At 62.4% G+C, this 15,881-nt stretch carries 17 protein-coding genes; 8 read left to right on the top strand and 9 right to left on the bottom strand.

Translation table 11 applies throughout. The features are described from left to right. Positions 1-38: 38 nt before the first annotated feature. The 5 genes from M3P21_RS10220 to M3P21_RS10200 form a co-directional block, all read right to left on the bottom strand. Positions 39-635: a YceI family protein gene (locus M3P21_RS10220; protein ID WP_249709817.1), complete on the bottom strand. Its 597-nt coding sequence runs from the start codon at positions 633-635 to the stop codon at positions 39-41. 100 nt (positions 636-735) lie between these two features. Continuing rightward, positions 736-1,944 carry an MFS transporter gene (locus tag M3P21_RS10215; protein ID WP_249709816.1) on the bottom strand — a complete coding sequence of 403 codons (1,209 nt, stop codon included), beginning with the start codon at positions 1,942-1,944 and terminating at the stop codon, positions 736-738. Positions 1,945-1,985: 41 nt separating this feature from the next. Next, positions 1,986-2,948 (bottom strand): DUF3179 domain-containing protein, encoded by a 963-nt coding sequence (locus tag M3P21_RS10210; RefSeq protein WP_249709815.1) that lies wholly within the window; start codon positions 2,946-2,948, stop codon positions 1,986-1,988. Between the two features lie 166 nt (positions 2,949-3,114). Beyond that, positions 3,115-3,663 carry a peptidylprolyl isomerase gene (locus tag M3P21_RS10205; protein ID WP_249709814.1) on the bottom strand — a complete coding sequence of 183 codons (549 nt, stop codon included), beginning with the start codon at positions 3,661-3,663 and terminating at the stop codon, positions 3,115-3,117. Further along, positions 3,656-4,162: a peptidylprolyl isomerase gene (locus M3P21_RS10200; protein ID WP_249709812.1), complete on the bottom strand. Its 507-nt coding sequence runs from the start codon at positions 4,160-4,162 to the stop codon at positions 3,656-3,658. The genes M3P21_RS10205 and M3P21_RS10200 overlap by 8 nt, the downstream gene beginning before the upstream one ends. A 134-nt stretch (positions 4,163-4,296) precedes the next feature. Between M3P21_RS10200 and M3P21_RS10195 the strand changes: the two genes are divergently transcribed. Continuing rightward, complete coding sequence (locus M3P21_RS10195; protein WP_249709810.1) at positions 4,297-5,490, top strand: phosphoglycerate kinase; 1,194 nt, start codon at positions 4,297-4,299, stop codon at positions 5,488-5,490. Positions 5,491-5,669: 179 nt separating this feature from the next. On the opposite strand, the gene M3P21_RS10190 is transcribed toward M3P21_RS10195, so the two are convergent. Both M3P21_RS10190 and M3P21_RS10185 read right to left on the bottom strand, forming a co-directional pair. Next, complete coding sequence (locus M3P21_RS10190; protein WP_249709808.1) at positions 5,670-5,858, bottom strand: hypothetical protein; 189 nt, start codon at positions 5,856-5,858, stop codon at positions 5,670-5,672. Between the two features lie 119 nt (positions 5,859-5,977). Next, entirely contained in the window at positions 5,978-6,223 is a 246-nt protein-coding gene (locus M3P21_RS10185) for a DUF465 domain-containing protein (protein WP_249709806.1), read from the bottom strand. 140 nt (positions 6,224-6,363) lie between these two features. Here M3P21_RS10185 and M3P21_RS10180 point away from each other — a divergent pair, with 140 nt between their 5' ends. The 3 genes from M3P21_RS10180 to M3P21_RS10170 all read left to right on the top strand — a co-directional run bounded on the left by M3P21_RS10180 (position 6,364) and on the right by M3P21_RS10170 (position 9,474). After that, the gene (locus M3P21_RS10180; RefSeq protein ID WP_249709804.1) at positions 6,364-7,296 is read left to right on the top strand and encodes a hydrogen peroxide-inducible genes activator; all 933 of its coding nucleotides are present in this window, start codon (positions 6,364-6,366) and stop codon (positions 7,294-7,296) included. Positions 7,297-7,501: 205 nt separating this feature from the next. Beyond that, on the top strand, positions 7,502-8,356 hold the full coding sequence (locus M3P21_RS10175) for an EamA family transporter (protein WP_249709803.1): 855 nt from the start codon (positions 7,502-7,504) through the stop codon (positions 8,354-8,356). A 71-nt stretch (positions 8,357-8,427) separates the two neighbouring features. Beyond that, a complete protein-coding gene (locus M3P21_RS10170) occupies positions 8,428-9,474 on the top strand; it encodes an aldo/keto reductase (RefSeq protein ID WP_249709801.1) in 1,047 nt (348 codons plus the stop codon). 82 nt (positions 9,475-9,556) lie between these two features. On the opposite strand, the gene M3P21_RS10165 is transcribed toward M3P21_RS10170, so the two are convergent. Further along, the gene (locus M3P21_RS10165) at positions 9,557-10,537 is read right to left on the bottom strand and encodes a GlxA family transcriptional regulator (protein WP_249709799.1); all 981 of its coding nucleotides are present in this window, start codon (positions 10,535-10,537) and stop codon (positions 9,557-9,559) included. A 134-nt stretch (positions 10,538-10,671) separates the two neighbouring features. On the opposite strand from M3P21_RS10165, the gene bcoG reads away from it, so the two are divergent. From bcoG to M3P21_RS10150, 3 genes are all read left to right on the top strand, one after another. Continuing rightward, the gene (gene bcoG, locus M3P21_RS10160) at positions 10,672-11,583 is read left to right on the top strand and encodes a 3-dehydrocarnitine:acetyl-CoA trimethylamine transferase BcoG (protein ID WP_249709797.1); all 912 of its coding nucleotides are present in this window, start codon (positions 10,672-10,674) and stop codon (positions 11,581-11,583) included. An 83-nt stretch (positions 11,584-11,666) separates the two neighbouring features. Beyond that, positions 11,667-13,133, top strand: a complete 1,467-nt coding sequence (locus M3P21_RS10155) for a carnitine 3-dehydrogenase (protein WP_249709793.1) — start codon at positions 11,667-11,669, stop codon at positions 13,131-13,133. Then, complete coding sequence (locus tag M3P21_RS10150) at positions 13,130-13,891, top strand: SDR family oxidoreductase (protein ID WP_249709792.1); 762 nt, start codon at positions 13,130-13,132, stop codon at positions 13,889-13,891. The genes M3P21_RS10155 and M3P21_RS10150 overlap by 4 nt, the downstream gene beginning before the upstream one ends. Positions 13,892-14,020: 129 nt before the next feature. Here M3P21_RS10150 and M3P21_RS10145 read toward each other — a convergent pair whose 3' ends face one another. Beyond that, positions 14,021-14,893, bottom strand: coding sequence for a DMT family transporter (locus M3P21_RS10145; protein WP_249709790.1), 873 nt, complete (start codon positions 14,891-14,893; stop codon positions 14,021-14,023). 91 nt (positions 14,894-14,984) lie between these two features. Between M3P21_RS10145 and M3P21_RS10140 the strand changes: the two genes are divergently transcribed. After that, positions 14,985-15,860 (top strand): LysR family transcriptional regulator, encoded by an 876-nt coding sequence (locus M3P21_RS10140; RefSeq protein WP_283780922.1) that lies wholly within the window; start codon positions 14,985-14,987, stop codon positions 15,858-15,860. The last annotated feature ends 21 nt before the right edge of the window (positions 15,861-15,881 follow it).

The following is a 15,881-nucleotide window of genomic DNA, read 5'->3' as shown; positions in this document are numbered from 1 at the left end:
CTCGACGTTGTGAAGTCGGTTTTGGCATTTTCGCGGAATTAGCGGCTGCGCCGGATCACCGCTCGAATGTCCAGAATGATCGGGTCGGGCACCAGATCGGGATATCCCGCGGCACCAAAGGCCGAACGGCTGATCTGACCCCGCAACTGGATGCTGAGCTCGGCCAGATCGGATGCCGCGCTGCCGGGCTTGCGATAAAGGAACGCTGCAAAGGAAACGGGCCGTGTAACGCCGCGCAGGGTGAGGTCACCGTGCAGTTGCGCGCCATCCGACAGCCGCCCCCCGTCGCCCAGCACCACCTGTTTCGAGACGAAGCGGATGGTCGGGTAGGTGCCGGTATCCAGCACTTCGGGGCTTTTCATGGCCTGAGTGGCAAAGAACAGACCCGTGCGCGCGCGAGCGGCATCGACGCTCACATCGACAGTGCTGGCCGTCAAATTGGCGGCATCGATCTGAATGTCGGCTGCGGCAACCGGCATGGTGCCGCGCTGGGCGTTTCCGGCAAGTGTAAAGATGAACCCCACCTTCGAGGCCGATCTGTCGAGCAGATAGGGCTGTGGCGCTGCCCCCAGCGCAGGGGCGGCCAGCGATGCGGCGCTGGCGATCACGAAGGTGCGGCGCGATAGCGGTGTCATGTCAGCTCCTCAGACGCCGGAATGACCCAAGCCTAGCACCGTTTCATGAAATTTCGGGTCCCGGTCACCCGAATGTCAGCGCATGTGTGACGTCAAAGACTCAGGCGGCAAGCGGGCGCGGGCGGCTGCGGTGCAGCAGCGCCAGAAGGATCGCCAGGTTCAGCCCGTTCCAGCCGATGCCGTTGATGAAGGCTGCCGTGTAGCTGCCGGTGACATCATAGATCCAGCCCGACATCCAGCCGCCAAGCGCCATGCCGAGCACGGTCATCATCATCACGAAGCCAACCCGCGCGCCTGCTTCGCGCGGGGGCAGGTATTCGCGCACCACCAGCGCATAGCTGGGCACGATCCCCCCCTGCGACAGCCCGAACAGCGCGCTGACCACATAAAGCGGGACCATCCCGTCATAGGGCAGAAACAAAAACAGAGCAGTACCCTGCAGGGCCGACCCGATCAGCAAGGTTCGCAATCCGCCCAGCCTGTCCGCCACCAGCCCCGAGATCACCCGGCTCACCACGCCGCCCAGCAGCATCAGCGACAGCATCTCGGCGCCCACGGCGGGCCCGTATCCCAGCCCGACGCAATAGGCGACGATATGGACCTGCGGCATCGACATCGCCACGCAACACCCGATGCCCGCCAGCCCCAGCACCACCTGCAACATGCGCGGCGAAAGTCCCGCGCTTCGGGCGTTGATCTGGGCGGCGGCCGCGGCAGAGCGATGGGCCTCGGCCGGGACCTGCCGCCGCAAAAGCAGCGACAACGGAATGACGGTGATCAGCGTGATCAGCGCAAGCGTCAGATAGACCTGCTGCCAGCCACTGTCGCGCAGCATGTCCGACAGCAATGTCGGCCAGATCGCGCCGGACAGGTAATTGCCGCTTGCCACCAGCGCCACCGCGATGCCGCGTCGCTTCACAAACCAGTGCGAGATATCGGCGATCAGCGGGCCAAATCCGATCGCCGTGCCCAGACCCAGACCCAGATGGATCAGCGACAGGATGGTCATGGACGGGGCGAGGCTGGCGAGCGCGAAGCAGGCCGCACTCAACCCGGCGGCGCCGATCAGGGCAAGGGTGACGCCCACCCGGTCCACCATCCGCCCAAGCAGCAGATTGCCGAGGGCGAACCCGATCATCGTCAGCGTATAAGGCAGCGAGGCGTCGGCGCGACTGGCGCCGAACTCGGCTTCGACCGCAGGCATGATGACGATTACCGCCCACATGCCGACATTGGCCACCGTTGCGATCAGCAGGGTGACCAGCAGGCGGAACCAGGAATAGCGGCTGTCATGCACGGGCTGTGTCATGCCCGCACGCTAGTGCGCGGCGCGGTGCTTGACCAGAGGTCTCATTCTGCGAGCATCCAGCGGCCCTCGGGCCAGAAGGCGTGAAAGGCAAAGGCGAACATCACGTCATGGGGCAGGTCTTGGCCCGCGCCATCACGCACCCGCACCGAGCCCACGTCGCGCCCCCGCGCGATGCGGGCCTTGTCCAATGCCGAGGCCTGTCCGCCGTGCCAGATCAGCGTTACGCCGGTCTCGGTGATCGCGCCCTCGCGCCGCAGCCGTTCCAGCGTCCAGGCGCTGTCGCCCACCCGCACAACGCGGGCCAGAGGATTGATGCCATGGGGCGGGTTCTCGCCGGAATAGAGGAAAGGCCGCGCCGAGCTGTCATAGTTGCGATAGGGGTTGCGGCCATAGTCCCTGGTGAACGCAGGCTCCGCCATCACCAGCCCGTCGGGGTGGCGGGTGCGGAAATCGTCCCAGCTTTCCATCCAACTGGGCAGGGAGGGCAACTCGGTTCCGGTCAATTGCCCGACGATGGCGGTGCCGATGGCCTGCTGCCACCAGCTTTCGGTCTCGCGATCATACATGATCATGTCGGAATGGCGCAGCTTGCCCGAGACCCCAAAGCTGAGCGTCCCCGCAGCGGTGCGCCGGTCGAAGGTCAGGCCGGAATTGCACAAGGGACAATAGGTCACCGCAACCGGAATGCCGCCGATGCTGTCATTCACGATCTCATGCCAGATCAGGTAACGGATCGGATAGGCGCGCGGTTCAGCCCCGTCGATCTCGACCGTGATGACCGGCTCGCGCCCTCCCAGCCGGGTCTCGTCCGAGGCGCGCAGGAAGGTGGGATCGCTGATCGCCGGGATACCGTCCCTGGGTGGTCCGCCCGATTGAATCTCATCCCAGTCGGAAATGGCGGTGTGGCTGAAATCGGTCCCGGGCCATTCCGCGCGCCAGCGGTCGGGATTGGCCAGCGCCGGTCCGGCAGCAAGGAGCGCAAGGATCAGGACAAGACGGTACATCAGCAGGTCCTTTCGGATACCGCATGATGGCCCGGGCCGTCACCACCGCAAAGCACCGCCACGGGGTTGTGAACAGAGTTCAGCAACGTGAGGACCCGCCTTGTTTTCAAAAAAATCCGCGCCGGATGGGCCCCGGCGCGGATTATGTCTGTCCCGAACGACGGGATCACTCGGTCACGGTGACCTTTTTCATCACGTCGGGCTGGCCGGTGACAGCACCGTTGGGGCCATCGCCGCGCTTGATCGCGTCGACCACATCCATGCCGTCCGTCACCTTGCCGACGACCGTGTATTGCCCGTTCAGGAACGGGCCCGGATCGAACATGATGAAGAATTGCGAGTTGGCGCTGTTGGGATCCTGCGCGCGCGCCATGCCGATCACGCCGCGCTCAAAGGGCAGGTCCGAGAACTCTGCCGGCAGATCGTCGCGGGTTGATCCTCCGGTGCCGGCACGGCGCATGTCGCCGCCCAGCTTGCCGAACTGCACATCGCCGGTCTGGGCCATGAAACCATCGATCACCCGGTGAAACACCACGCCATCATACTGGCCTTCGCTGGCCAGGGCGGCGATCTGTTCCACATGTTTGGGTGCCACATCGTCAAGCAGATCGACGGTGATGGTGCCATTGGCGCCTTCGCCCTCGACCTCGATCTGAAGGCCGGTCGCCAAAGCCGGACTGGCCATCAGGGCAAATACGGCGGCCAGCTTACGCATCTGCGGCCACCTTGACGCTGATCATCCGGTCGGGGCTTGCGGGCGGCTCGCCGCGCACGATGGCATCCACATGCTCCATCCCGTCGATCACCCGGCCATAGACCGTGTACTGACCGTTGAGAAAATGGTTGTCCTTGAAGTTGATGAAGAACTGCGAGTTCGCACTGTCGGGATTGGCCGAACGGGCCGCACCCAGTGTGCCGCGGTCATGGGGCAGCTTCGAGAACTCGGCCGGAACGTCGGGCTTCGACGAGCCACCGGTTCCTGCCCGGTTCAGGTTGAACCCGTCTTCCATGTCGCCATGTTCCACATCACCGGTCTGCGCCATGAAACCGTCGATCACCCGGTGAAAGGCGACATTGTCATATTCGCCGCCACGGGCCAGTTCCTTCATCCGCGCGCTGTGCTGGGGCGCCACGTCGGGCAGCAGTTCGATAACCACTTTGCCGCCTGCCAGCTCGATGATGATGGTGTTTTCCGGGTCCTTGATCTCGGCCATCTGGCCCTCCTGTTTCTGGATATGGACGCATACCTAAGCGTGCGATGCAGGAAAGCCAAGTCGTGCATTGACGTGGCGGCGGTTTCCGGGAAAACAAGCGCTCAAGCATTGGCCATTTATCGCGGAGACCGGGAATGACTTGGAAAACACTGGACGACATGGACCTGTCGGGCAAACGGGTTCTTGTCCGGGTCGATATCAACGTACCGGTCGAAGACGGCCGCGTCACCGATGATACCCGTATCCGCCGGATCGCGCCCACGGTGGGGGACATCCTGCAGGCCGGGGGCACGCCGATTCTGCTGGCCCATTTCGGACGGCCCAAAGGCAAGGTCGTGCCCGAGATGTCGCTGCGCCCGCTGGTGCCCGCGCTGGAGGCCGCCATTGGCGCGCCTGTCACCTTTTGTGCCGATTGCCGGGGTCCGGCGGCGCAGGCCGCGGTGGACAGCCTTGCCCAAGGCACTGTGTTGCTGCTGGAAAACACTCGTTTCCATTCAGGTGAAGAAAAGAACGACCCCGAGCTTGCCGCCGGGATGGCGGCGCTGGGCGATATCTATTGCAACGATGCGTTTTCGGCGGCCCATCGCGCCCATGCCTCGACCGAGGCGCTGGCACGGCTACTGCCCGCCTGTGCGGGCCGTCTGATGCAGGCCGAACTGGAGGCGCTGGAACGCGCGCTGGGCAAGCCGCAGCGCCCGGTGGTGGCGGTTGTGGGCGGGGCCAAGGTGTCGACCAAGCTGGAACTGCTGGGCAATCTGGTGGCCAAGGTCGATCATCTGGTTATCGGCGGCGGCATGGCCAACACATTCCTCGCGGCACAAGGGATTTCGGTGGGCAAGTCGCTGTGCGAGCATGACATGACCGGCACGGCGTCCGAGATACTGACCAAGGCTTCCGAGGCCGGTTGCGCGATCCTGTTGCCTGTCGATGTGGTCGTGGCCCGCGAATTCAAAGCAGGTGCAGCGAATGAAACCGTGCCCGCCGATGCCTGCCCCGAGGATGCGATGATCCTCGATGCCGGACCTCAGACCGTTGCGCAGGTCTCAGAGGTGCTGGAGGGCGCGAAGACGCTGATCTGGAACGGCCCGATGGGCGCCTTCGAGATCGAGCCGTTTGACGCGGCCACCAATGCCGCGGCCCGCAAGGCGGCGGACCTGACCCGTGCCGGATCGCTGATTTCGGTTGCCGGGGGTGGGGATACGGTCGCCGCCCTGAACAAGGCCGGAGCTGCACAGGATTTCACCTATATCTCGACCGCGGGCGGTGCGTTTCTGGAATGGATGGAAGGCAAGGCACTGCCCGGCGTTGCCGTCCTGTCTGGGGGGTAACGCCGGGCTGCACGCTCAGAGGCTCTCGGGACCGGGAATCCGGGAAGTGATACCCGAGGCCGTCCGGCGGCGAATGGGCGAAGGCTGGGTGGTCCGTGAGTGTACCTCCGCCCGGAGTTCTAAAAGTAGTCCTTGGAGTTGGTCGTCCTTTTGGACAGATAGCTCTTCGGACCTTGTACTCATGCATATAGCGGTATCGCAACATGCCGGTCGTGATTTGCGTCGTTTTCCACCTTTTCTTCACGGGCGCAGGGGCTGCCGCCATCCGGCCCGTCTTCGTCATCGCTCAGGATCGCATCGCGCATGTCGACGAGATCGGTGCTGTGTAACATATTAACGACTTGTTTCATATCCAGAAATCCGAACATGTCCTCTCCTTTTGAGCACGCACCGCGATTTTCTGTGTCGCGAGCCATGCTCCAGGTTGTTGTTTTGATGTGCAGTTTGGTCCAAATGCCGGGTCACCGGCTTTGGGGCGCGCTCTTGTTCAGGCCGGGTTGCCAAGCTTGCCGGGGCGCGGCATGGCGTCGAGCAAGCGCAGCAGCCCCTCGTGGCGGGCCAGTTCGTCCTTGATCAACAGGCGGCGGCGCTTGAGCTTGCGAAGCTGAAGGCTGCAGGGCAGGGGGCGTTTGAGTTCCTTGGCGATACGCGCCTTCAACTCGTGATGCCGGTTCTTCAGCTCAGCCATGCGGATTCTGAGCGAAAGGGCTTTGACACGCGGGCTTTTGTTCATGTGATACCTCCTGTTTGCGAAGGGGCCGGTGATCTTTCCCCGGCCCTCGCATTCGATATGGGGACATGCGACCTCGAAAGAAGGCAATGGTATGATTAAGTAAGATAGGAAAAACCAATCCTGAAAAGGCAGATCGAGCCATGGCCAACGACATTACATTGCGCCAGATCCGCTATTTTGCGGCGCTTGCCACTGCCGGGCAGTACCGGCGTGCGGCGCGACAACTGGGTATCAGCCAGCCATCGCTGAGCCTGCAGATCAGCGCTCTGGAAGAAACGCTTGGCGTGCGTCTGCTGGAGCGTCGGCGCAGCGGGCTGATCCTGACACCCGAAGGCCGCGACATAGCCGGCCTGGCGGCGCGGGTGCTGCACGAGGTGGCGCAGATCGAAGACTATGCCAGCCCGTTGCAGGCCAGCCTCAGCGGCACGTTGCGCCTTGGTTCGACCCCGACCATCGGCCCCTATCTGCTGCCCCGCGTGCTGCGGCGGCTGCATGCGGCCTATCCCGAACTGAAGCTGGTCATTCGCGACGGTGCCCTGCGCGACCTGACAGAGGATCTGGTCGCGGGGCGGCACGATATCATCCTGACGCAGCTGCCGGTGCACAGCGACGAGGTGCAGATGCAGCCGCTGTTTCGCGAACCACTTTTGCTGGGCGTGGCGCATTCCCATCCGCTGGCGGGCGGTGACACGGCAAAGCGCGCCGATCTGGGTGGACAGAAGGTGCTCAGCCTCAGCCCGGCCTATGCGCTGCACCGGCAGATCGCGGATCTGTGCGAGGCGACCGGCGCCACCTTGCTGGAAGAGTTCGAGGGCACCAGCCTGGATGCGCTGCGCCAGATGGTCTCGCTGGATATGGGCGTTACCCTGTTGCCGTCGCTCTACGTGGACTCCGAGGTACGACAGCGCGACGGCGACGTCTCGGTCCTGCATCTGCAGCCGGGCCTGCACCGCACGGTCGGGTTGGCGTGGCGCAGGAACAGTGGCAATCCGCGCGCCTTTCACCTGTTCCGCGACGTGATCCGGCAGGTCGTGGCCGAAGACTATCCGCATGCCGTCACGCCGGTCAGTTGACAGAATCCGTCTTTGATTTTCCGCTCGCTCCTGCGTAACCTGATGCCGCCCATCCATGTGCGGCTAGGGTTCCGCTGCATCGCAGGTCCGGACCGAGCGCCGTTACGAGCCCGTGTACGGGCGGACACCCAAAAGACGAAAAAGCCAGGGGGGATGGACGGGCGTGCTTTGGCACGTCTTGTCGAAACCGTCTTTGAGGTGATCCATGTCCGTCCTTGGTCTTGCGCTGGTCCTGACCGCCGCTGTCTGCCACGCCACCTGGAATTTCTTTGTCAAACGCCTGAATGCGGGGGCGGAACTGGTCTGGCTGTTCTCGGTCGTCTCTGCGGTGATCTACCTGCCTCTGGCGCTTTATGCCGCGTCCGGCATCAACGGGTTCAGTGGCGGCCAGATCCTGTTCGTGCTGGGCAGCGTGGCGATCCATCTGGGCTATTTCCTGCTGTTGCAGACCGGCTACCGCCACGGCGCGCTGTCGCTGGTCTATCCCACGGCGCGCTCTACCGGGCCGCTGCTGGCGACCTGTTTTGCCGTGCTGTTCCTGGGCGAGGCGGTGACCGCGCAGACCGTGATGGGCGGGGTCACGATTGTCTTTGGCGTGCTGATGCTGACCGGCGGGTTCGGGCGGGGCGGCAACAGGGCGCTGGTTTCGGCGGCGTTTGGTGTGGGGGCGGGGCTGCTGATCGGCAGCTATACCGCCTGGGACGCCTATGCCGTCTCGGTCCTGCTGGTGCCGCCTTTGCTGCTGGATTATGCCTCGAGCATTGGCAGGATCGTTCTGCTGGCGCCGGTGGCCTTGCGGCGCAGGCAGGCGGTGGCACGGCTCTGGGCGCAACACCGGCCCGAGGTTCTGGCAATCGCGGTGTTCTGTCCGCTGGCCTATATTCTGGTGCTGGTTGCGATGACCTTCACACCAGTGATCTATGTTGCCCCGATCCGCGAGGTCAGCGTGTTGCTGACGGTTCTGATGGGCAGCCTGCTGCTGGGCGAGGGGCATCTGAAAACCCGCCTGTTCTGGTCCAGCATCATCCTCTGCGGTGTCGTGGCGCTGGCGCTGGGCTGACGCAAAGGGGCTTGCCGCGCCGGTCTGGGCGGTTAGGTTCTGCGGGAACGCGTTGGAATTGGGGACAGGTCATGAAACGAAACCCGCTGGGCCGGACGGGCATCGAAGTGTCGGAACTTTGCCTGGGGACGATGACATTCGGCACCCAGACTTCGGAATCGGAGGCGCACGCGCAGATGGATGTCGCGCTGGGCGCGGGCATCAACTTTGTCGACACCGCCGAGATGTATCCGGTGAACCCGGTCTCGAAGGAGACCATCGGGCGCACCGAGGACATTCTGGGCACCTGGAACGCGGCCAACCCGGCTCGGCGGGCGGATTATGTTCTTGCGACCAAACATTCCGGCGAAGGGTTGGGCTATGTACGCGATGGCGCGCCGATCTCGTCCGCGACCATCGCCGGGGCCATCGAAGGTTCTCTGCGGCGGTTGCAGACCGACTATATCGACCTCTACCAGTTCCACTGGCCCAATCGCGGCAGCTACATGTTCCGGCAGAACTGGCATTATGATCCGTCAGGCAACGCGCATTCCGAGGTGATTGCCGATATGGAGGATTGCCTTGGCGCGCTCCGGCGCGAGGTGGACAGGGGCACCATCCGCGCCTTTGGCCTGAGCAACGAAAGCGCCTGGGGCACCGCGCAATGGCTGCGCCTGTCCGAGAAGGGGCTGGGACCAAGGGTGGCGTCAATCCAGAACGAGTATTCGCTGCTCTGCCGGTTGTATGACACCGATCTGGCCGAGTTGAGTGTGCTGGAGGATGTCGGGCTGATGGCCTTCTCGCCGCTGGGCACCGGATTGCTGACCGGAAAATATCAGAACGGGGCGGTCCCCGAAGGCTCGCGCCGGTCGATCACGCCGGGGCTGGGCGGTCGGCATTCCGAACGGGTCTATGGCGCGGTGGCCGCCTATCTGGAGATCGCCGCCCGACACGGGCTGGACCCGGTGCATATGGCGCTGGCCTGGTGCAAGACGCGGCCTTTCATCATGTCGGCGATCTTTGGTGCGACCACCATGGCGCAGCTTGAGCATGTGCTGGCCGGGGCCGATCTGCAGCTGTCCGAGGAGGTTGTGAGTGAGATCAATGCCACCCATCGGGCGCAACCGATGCCGTATTGAGGAGAAAGCGGGAGGGGGCGCTGCCCCCGTCGCCCAAGGGCGACTCCCCCGAGGTATTTTCAACAGAAGAAGATCGCAGGCCTCATTCCGCCGCGGTGGCGCGGCTTTGACGCAGGTCGCGGGCCGACAGGTCGTGGGCGGTGCGGAAAGCGCGGGCAAAGCTGGATTGCGAGGTGAAACCGGTGGCCAGCGCCACCTCGAGCAGCGGCAGATCGGTATCGGTGACCAGTCGGCGGGCCTCGGACAGGCGCAGGTGCAGATAGTGATCCTGCGGCGTGGTGTTCAGGCGCAGGCGGAACTGCTGTTGCAGGCTGCGCGGCGAGGTGCCGAGTTCTTTGGCGATGTCGACCAGCGGCAGCGGGTCATCAAGCGCGGCCTCCATCAGCGCATGGGCGCGTGCCGTCAGCGTATTGTGCCTGTCGCTGCCCAGTCGGGTCTGCGGGCGGCTGTGCGGTTGCGGACCGTCATGCAGGAAGAGGCCTGCAACACGCGAGGCAAAGCCTGCGCCATGGCGGGCGGCGATGATGTGCAGCATCATCTCGATCGCGGGCACCGCGCCGCCGCTTGTCAGGCGTTGACCCGAGACCACAAACCGGTCGGGGCGCATGTCGACCTCGGGGAAGCGGCTGGCGAAATTGTCCAGATCCTCCCAATGGGTGGTGGCGGCATACCCGTCCAGCAGCCCGGCCTCGGCCAGCAGCCAGGGTCCGCCATCGATCCCGGCCAGGGCTGCACCACCATTTGCGATGCGGCGCAGACCGGCCAGCAGGCTGGGTGTGGCATGCCGGGCCAGGTGAAACCCGGCCACCACGATCAGCAACTCGCAGCCGGCAAAGCGTGCCAGTGGAATACCCGGCACCTGCAGCGCGCTGGTGAGTTCCGCAGGCGCTGGCGTGGCGGTGACATAATCCCAGTCAAAAGCCGGGCGGTCGGCCAGCCGATTGGCTGCGCGCATCGGGTCGACAGCAGCGGCGAAGCTGAGCGTGTTGCACTCGTCCAGCACCAGCACACCGGTTTTCAGGGCGCGATGTTCGGGCTGGAGGATGTTTTTTGCGGGTTTCATCAAGTTCGATTCGCATTCTGACAAGTGGTTCGGCTCAGGCTGCGCCAGAGTTGTGGGTGAATCAAATCGGAATCGGGGGAGAAACCTGGGGATAGGACCCGGCCAAACCCGGTAAAAGCTGTGGAAAACCCAAAATGCCTCTGCAAATGAACCGAGACGTCTTTATCACCTGCGCCGTGACCGGCTCGGGCGGCACCCAGGATCGCAGCCCGCATGTGCCGCGCTCGCCCGCGCAGATCGCCGAAAGCGCGATTGCAGCGGCCAAGGCAGGCGCAGCGGTGGTGCATTGCCATGTGCGCGATCCCGAGAGCGGCGCGCCCTCGCGCGATCTGGAGCTTTATCGCGAGGTGACCGACCGCATCCGCGAGGCCGAGGTGGATATGGTGCTGAACCTGACCGCCGGAATGGGGGGGGACATGGTCTTTGGTGGGGTGGAAAGCCCGCTGCCCACCATCGGGGGTACCGACATGGTGGGGGCCAGCGAGCGCGTTGCGCATGTGGCTGAATGCCTGCCCGAGATCTGCACCCTGGATTGCGGCACGATGAACTTTGCCGAGGCTGATTACGTGATGACCAACACGCCCGGCATGCTGACCGCGATGGGCAGGATGATGACCGATCTGGGGGTGAAGCCCGAGATCGAGGCGTTTGATACGGGCCATCTGTGGTATGCCAAACAACTGGTCAAGGATGGTGTACTGGAGCCCAACGCGCTGGTGCAGCTTTGCATGGGGGTGCCCTGGGGCGCGCCAGATGATCTGAACACCTTCATGGCGATGGTGAACAACGTGCCTGATGAGTGGACGTTCAGCGCCTTTGGGCTGGGTCGCAATCAGATGGCTTATGTGGCGGCTTCGGTATTGGCGGGCGGCAATGTGCGGGTCGGGCTGGAGGACAACCTGTGGCTCGGCAAGGGTGAGCTGGCGCAGAACTGGCAGTTGGTCGAGCGCGCGGGCACCATCATTGAAAACATGGGCGCGCGGGTGATCACCCCGGCGGAGGTGCGTGGGAAGCTGGGTCTGGTGAAACAGGCGCCGCAGTCCTGATTTGATGGGTTTGTTTTGAGGGGCGGGCCCCGCCCGCCCACCCCTTTTTTCGCCACTGCGCGGCGTGTGTCGGAGAGATGAGAATGGCAGTAGCGACCATCATCGGCGGTGGTGTGATCGGCGGCGGCTGGGCCGCGCGGTTCCTGCTCAATGGCTGGGATGTGCGGGTGTTCGACCCGGACCCCGAGGCGGAACGCAAGATAGGTGAGGTGCTGGACAATGCGCGCCGCTCGCTGCCCGGGCTGAGTGATGTGCCCTTGCCGCCGGAGGGGCGGCTGAGTTTCCATGAGGATCTGGGGGAAGCCGTGCAAGGCGCCGTCTGGATACAGGAAAGCGTGCCCGAGCGTCTGGATCTGAAACGGCGCGTTTACAGACAGCTGCAAGAGGTCTGTGATCCTTCTGCCATCATCGGCTCTTCAACCAGCGGGTTCAAACCGTCGGAACTGCAAGAGGGCGCGCTGCGCCCCGAGCAGATCGTGGTGACCCATCCGTTCAACCCGGTTTATCTGCTGCCGCTGATCGAATTGGTGAGTTCTCCGGCCAATGATCCCGCCCATATCGAGCGGGCCAAGGATATCCTGACCGGGCTGGGTCTGTTCCCGCTGCATGTGAAGAAAGAAATCGACGCCCACATCGCTGATCGTTTCCTCGAGGCGGTCTGGCGCGAGGCGCTCTGGCTGGTCAAGGATGGCGTTGCCACCACTCATGAGATCGACGAGGCGATCCGCATGGGCTTTGGCATCCGCTGGGCGCAGATGGGCCTGTTCGAGACCTACCGCGTGGCGGGCGGCGAGGCGGGGATGCGGCATTTCATGGCGCAGTTCGGGCCGGCGCTGGAATGGCCCTGGACCAAGCTGATGGATGTGCCCGAGTTCACCGATGAGCTGGTCGACCTGATCGCCACGCAATCCGACGCGCAGTCGGGCCATCACGAAATCCGGGATCTGGAACGCATCCGCGACAACAATCTGGTGGGCATGATGCGCGCGCTCAAACATCAGAACTGGGGCGCGGGTGAGGTGCTGAACCGGCACGACCAGCGGATCAAATCCGCGATGCCCGGCCATGTCGACCAGATCGACGACCTGTCGCAGCCGATCCTGACACTCGCGCGCGCGGTGCCGCTGGACTGGACCGATTACAATGGCCACATGACGGAATCGAAATATCTCGACGCCTTTGCCAGTTCCACCGACCGGTTCATGGAACTGATCGGCTGTGACGCCGACTATATCGCCTCGGGCGGCAGCTATTTCACCGCCGAAACCCATATTCGCCATCTCGATGAGACCCATGCCGGGGCGCGGATCGAGGTGCGCACGCAGATGCTGCTGGGGCAGGGCAAGAAGCTGCACCTGTTCCATCGGATGTATGAGGGAGAGACCTTGCTGGCCACTGGCGAAAGCTTTCTGCTGCATGTTGACCTGGAGACAAGGCGGCCCTGCGCGCCCTCTGCCGGGATCGAGGCGGCGATGGCCAGAATTGGCGAGGCGCAAGCCGCCTTGCCCTATCCCGAGGGCGCGGGCAGCGCGATCCGGAAGCCGACATGAGTCAACGCGTTCTGATCACAGCCGGGGCCTCGGGCGTTGGTCGCGCGGTCGCCGAGGCGTTTTCGGAGGCAGGCGCACAGATCTGGGTGGCGGATGTCGACACACAGGCGCTCTCGATATGCCCGGAAGGCTGGCGGCGCACGCGTGTGGATGTCTCCGACGCGGCAGGGATTTCAGCGTTGTTTGCCGAGATCGCGCGGGACTGGGGCGGGTTGGATGTGCTCTGCGCAAATGCGGGCATTGCCGGACCGACCGCTCTGGTCGAGGATATCGAGCTGGACGACTGGCGCAACTGTCTGGCGGTCAATCTGGATGGCGCGTTTTTGTGCGCCAAACATGCCGCACCCATGATGAAGGCGCAGGGATCGGGCGTCATGCTGCTGACTTCTTCGACGGCGGGGCAATACGGCTATCCAAGACGGGCGCCTTATGCGGCGGCGAAATGGGCGGTTGTGGGTCTGGGCAAAACGCTGGCGATGGAACTTGGCCCCCATGGCATCCGCGCCAATGTCATCTGTCCCGGCGCGGTGGAGGGGCCGCGCATGGAGCAAGTCCTTGCGCGCGAAGCGCAGGCCAAGGACATGACCCGCGATCAGGTTTATCGGGGATACGCGTCGGGCACGTCGATGGGTCGGTTCATCGAGGGGCGCGATATCGCCGGGATGGCGGTATTTCTGGCCTCGGACGCGGCGCGGCTGGTCTCGGGTCAGGTGATCGCGGTTGATGGGCATACGGTGAATCCGGATCCGAAGATCTAATCGGTCCTCGTGGAGAGTGGCAATTGGCGCAATGGCTGGTTTGCGCCCAAACTACGCGATTCTGCGAGTTGCTCGAATGTCTGCTTTTTGCACGGCTCTCATAGGAGAAAAGGCTCTGCGCCTTGAATTTCATTGCTGTGCGCGAGTATTGGACAGTAATATGCCGCCTGAGACAATCAGGATGCCGCCTGCGATAGCCCCGATACTGGGATGCTCGCCAAAAACCACGAAACCCAAGATCATAGCAAAAATCAGCCATGAATAATCAACCGGTCCCACGACCGATAGCGGTGCGATCCGGTATCCCCTGATTGTACAATACTGTGCAGCGACTGACAGTGGCCCGAGCGCAACGCAACCGACGACGAGCGTTGCACTGATATTGCGCCACTCCAGCATAGTTGGGACAGATAGGAGAAGGATGCCAAAGCCGGAGACGTAGAGCATCATAGACAGTGCGCTTTCAGTCTGGCTCAGGGTTCGGATCAACAACCCTTCAGAGGCCATCAAAAAAGCACTGAGAAGAGCAACAAAGGCTGGGAGACCAGCGATATGGCTTTGGAATGCGCCTTGTACGGCCATGATTAGCCCTGCTCCGGCAAGTGAAATCGCTATGGCCAGCCAATGGCGTATTCCAACATGTCCTTTAAGGAACAGGACGCCAAGCAACACGGTTATGACTCCGTAGAGGATACCGATGGCCGATGCGTCTGCCACGGGCATATGAGCGGTCGCCCAAGTGATGGCTGCCGCAGCCGAACATCCAAAAACCGCGCGCAAGAAATGCTGGAACGGCACATTGCTTTTGTACTGATTGAATGAACCTGAGCGCACCACGAGCCAGGACACGGTCACAAAGCTGCCAATGTATCTCAATAACAGGATCTGAAAGGTTCCAATTGCCCCGTCGGCAAACTTAGCTGCCGCGAAAACCACTGTGAACAAAGCGGTGCTGAGAAGAACCCAGAGGATCGCTTCGACATACTTATTGGACGACGGCATGTAGAACCTGCTTGGAAGAGAATGGTTGCTTCTAAATTCAGTTTCACATTGTAATCAAACGAGTTATTCTATATCAGAGTGAGAGATTTTGATGCAGCTTCCGAGTTCAATATCTTTGAACGCTCTGCGCGTTTTCCTGATCACATCCCGGCATATGAGTATCAAGCTGGCCGCAGATGAGCTCTTGGTGACACCGGGGGCTGTCAGTCATCAGATAAAGTCGCTTGAACGGTCTTTGGGAACTCAGCTTTTTGTTCGAAGCAATAATGCTATCGAATTGACGGATGCTGGTGTGCGCTTGGCGCAGAAAGCACTGCCCGGCTTGCAATTGCTCCATGCTTCTCTTGGAGATGTCATCCGCAACACAAACGTTCTCCGTGTCCGGGCATCCATGTCATTCGCGGTTAGATGGCTGATACCGAAACTCTATCTTTTCAAAGCGAAGAACCCCGACGCAAATATAGAAGTCGAGACCTTTTTTGATGATGCTCGCCAACTGTCTGGCAGCGCAGATGTCACAATTGGATACTATAGGGAGGGCGAACGCCCGACCGGTGTACGTGACCTATTTGATGATGTGTGCCGTCCGTATCTTTCACCGGTTTTGCTATCAATACTCGCAGACCCATGCGATTTGGTTACCATTCCGGCAATTCAATGCGCAAAAGGGAACTGGGATTGGCATCTCTGGATGGAAAAATCGGGCATGCACGATGTAGATCTCCAGTTCGCGGATCGCTTTGACTCGGACGATGCAGCGTTGCGTGCGGCTTGCGTTGGACTGGGAATGATACTCTCTTCCAGTTTCATGGTTGAGACCGAGCTGTCCGATGGGCGTCTTGTTCCGTTACCTGAATGCGCCGAGTTCAATGCTGGATGCTACACCTTACAAGTCGGAGAGCATGAAACAAACCTAACCCGCAGATTTGTTCGCTGGTTGCAAGAAATTGCCAAAAGCCGCCATTAGTTTAGCGCGGCGAAAGTGCGC

Origin of the sequence: Ruegeria spongiae (assembly GCF_023502395.1) — a bacterium.
Taxonomy (GTDB): Bacteria; Pseudomonadota; Alphaproteobacteria; order Rhodobacterales; family Rhodobacteraceae; genus Ruegeria_C; species Ruegeria_C spongiae.
The sequence above is the reverse complement of the archived record's forward strand: the minus strand, read 5'-3'. Positions and strand labels throughout refer to the sequence as shown.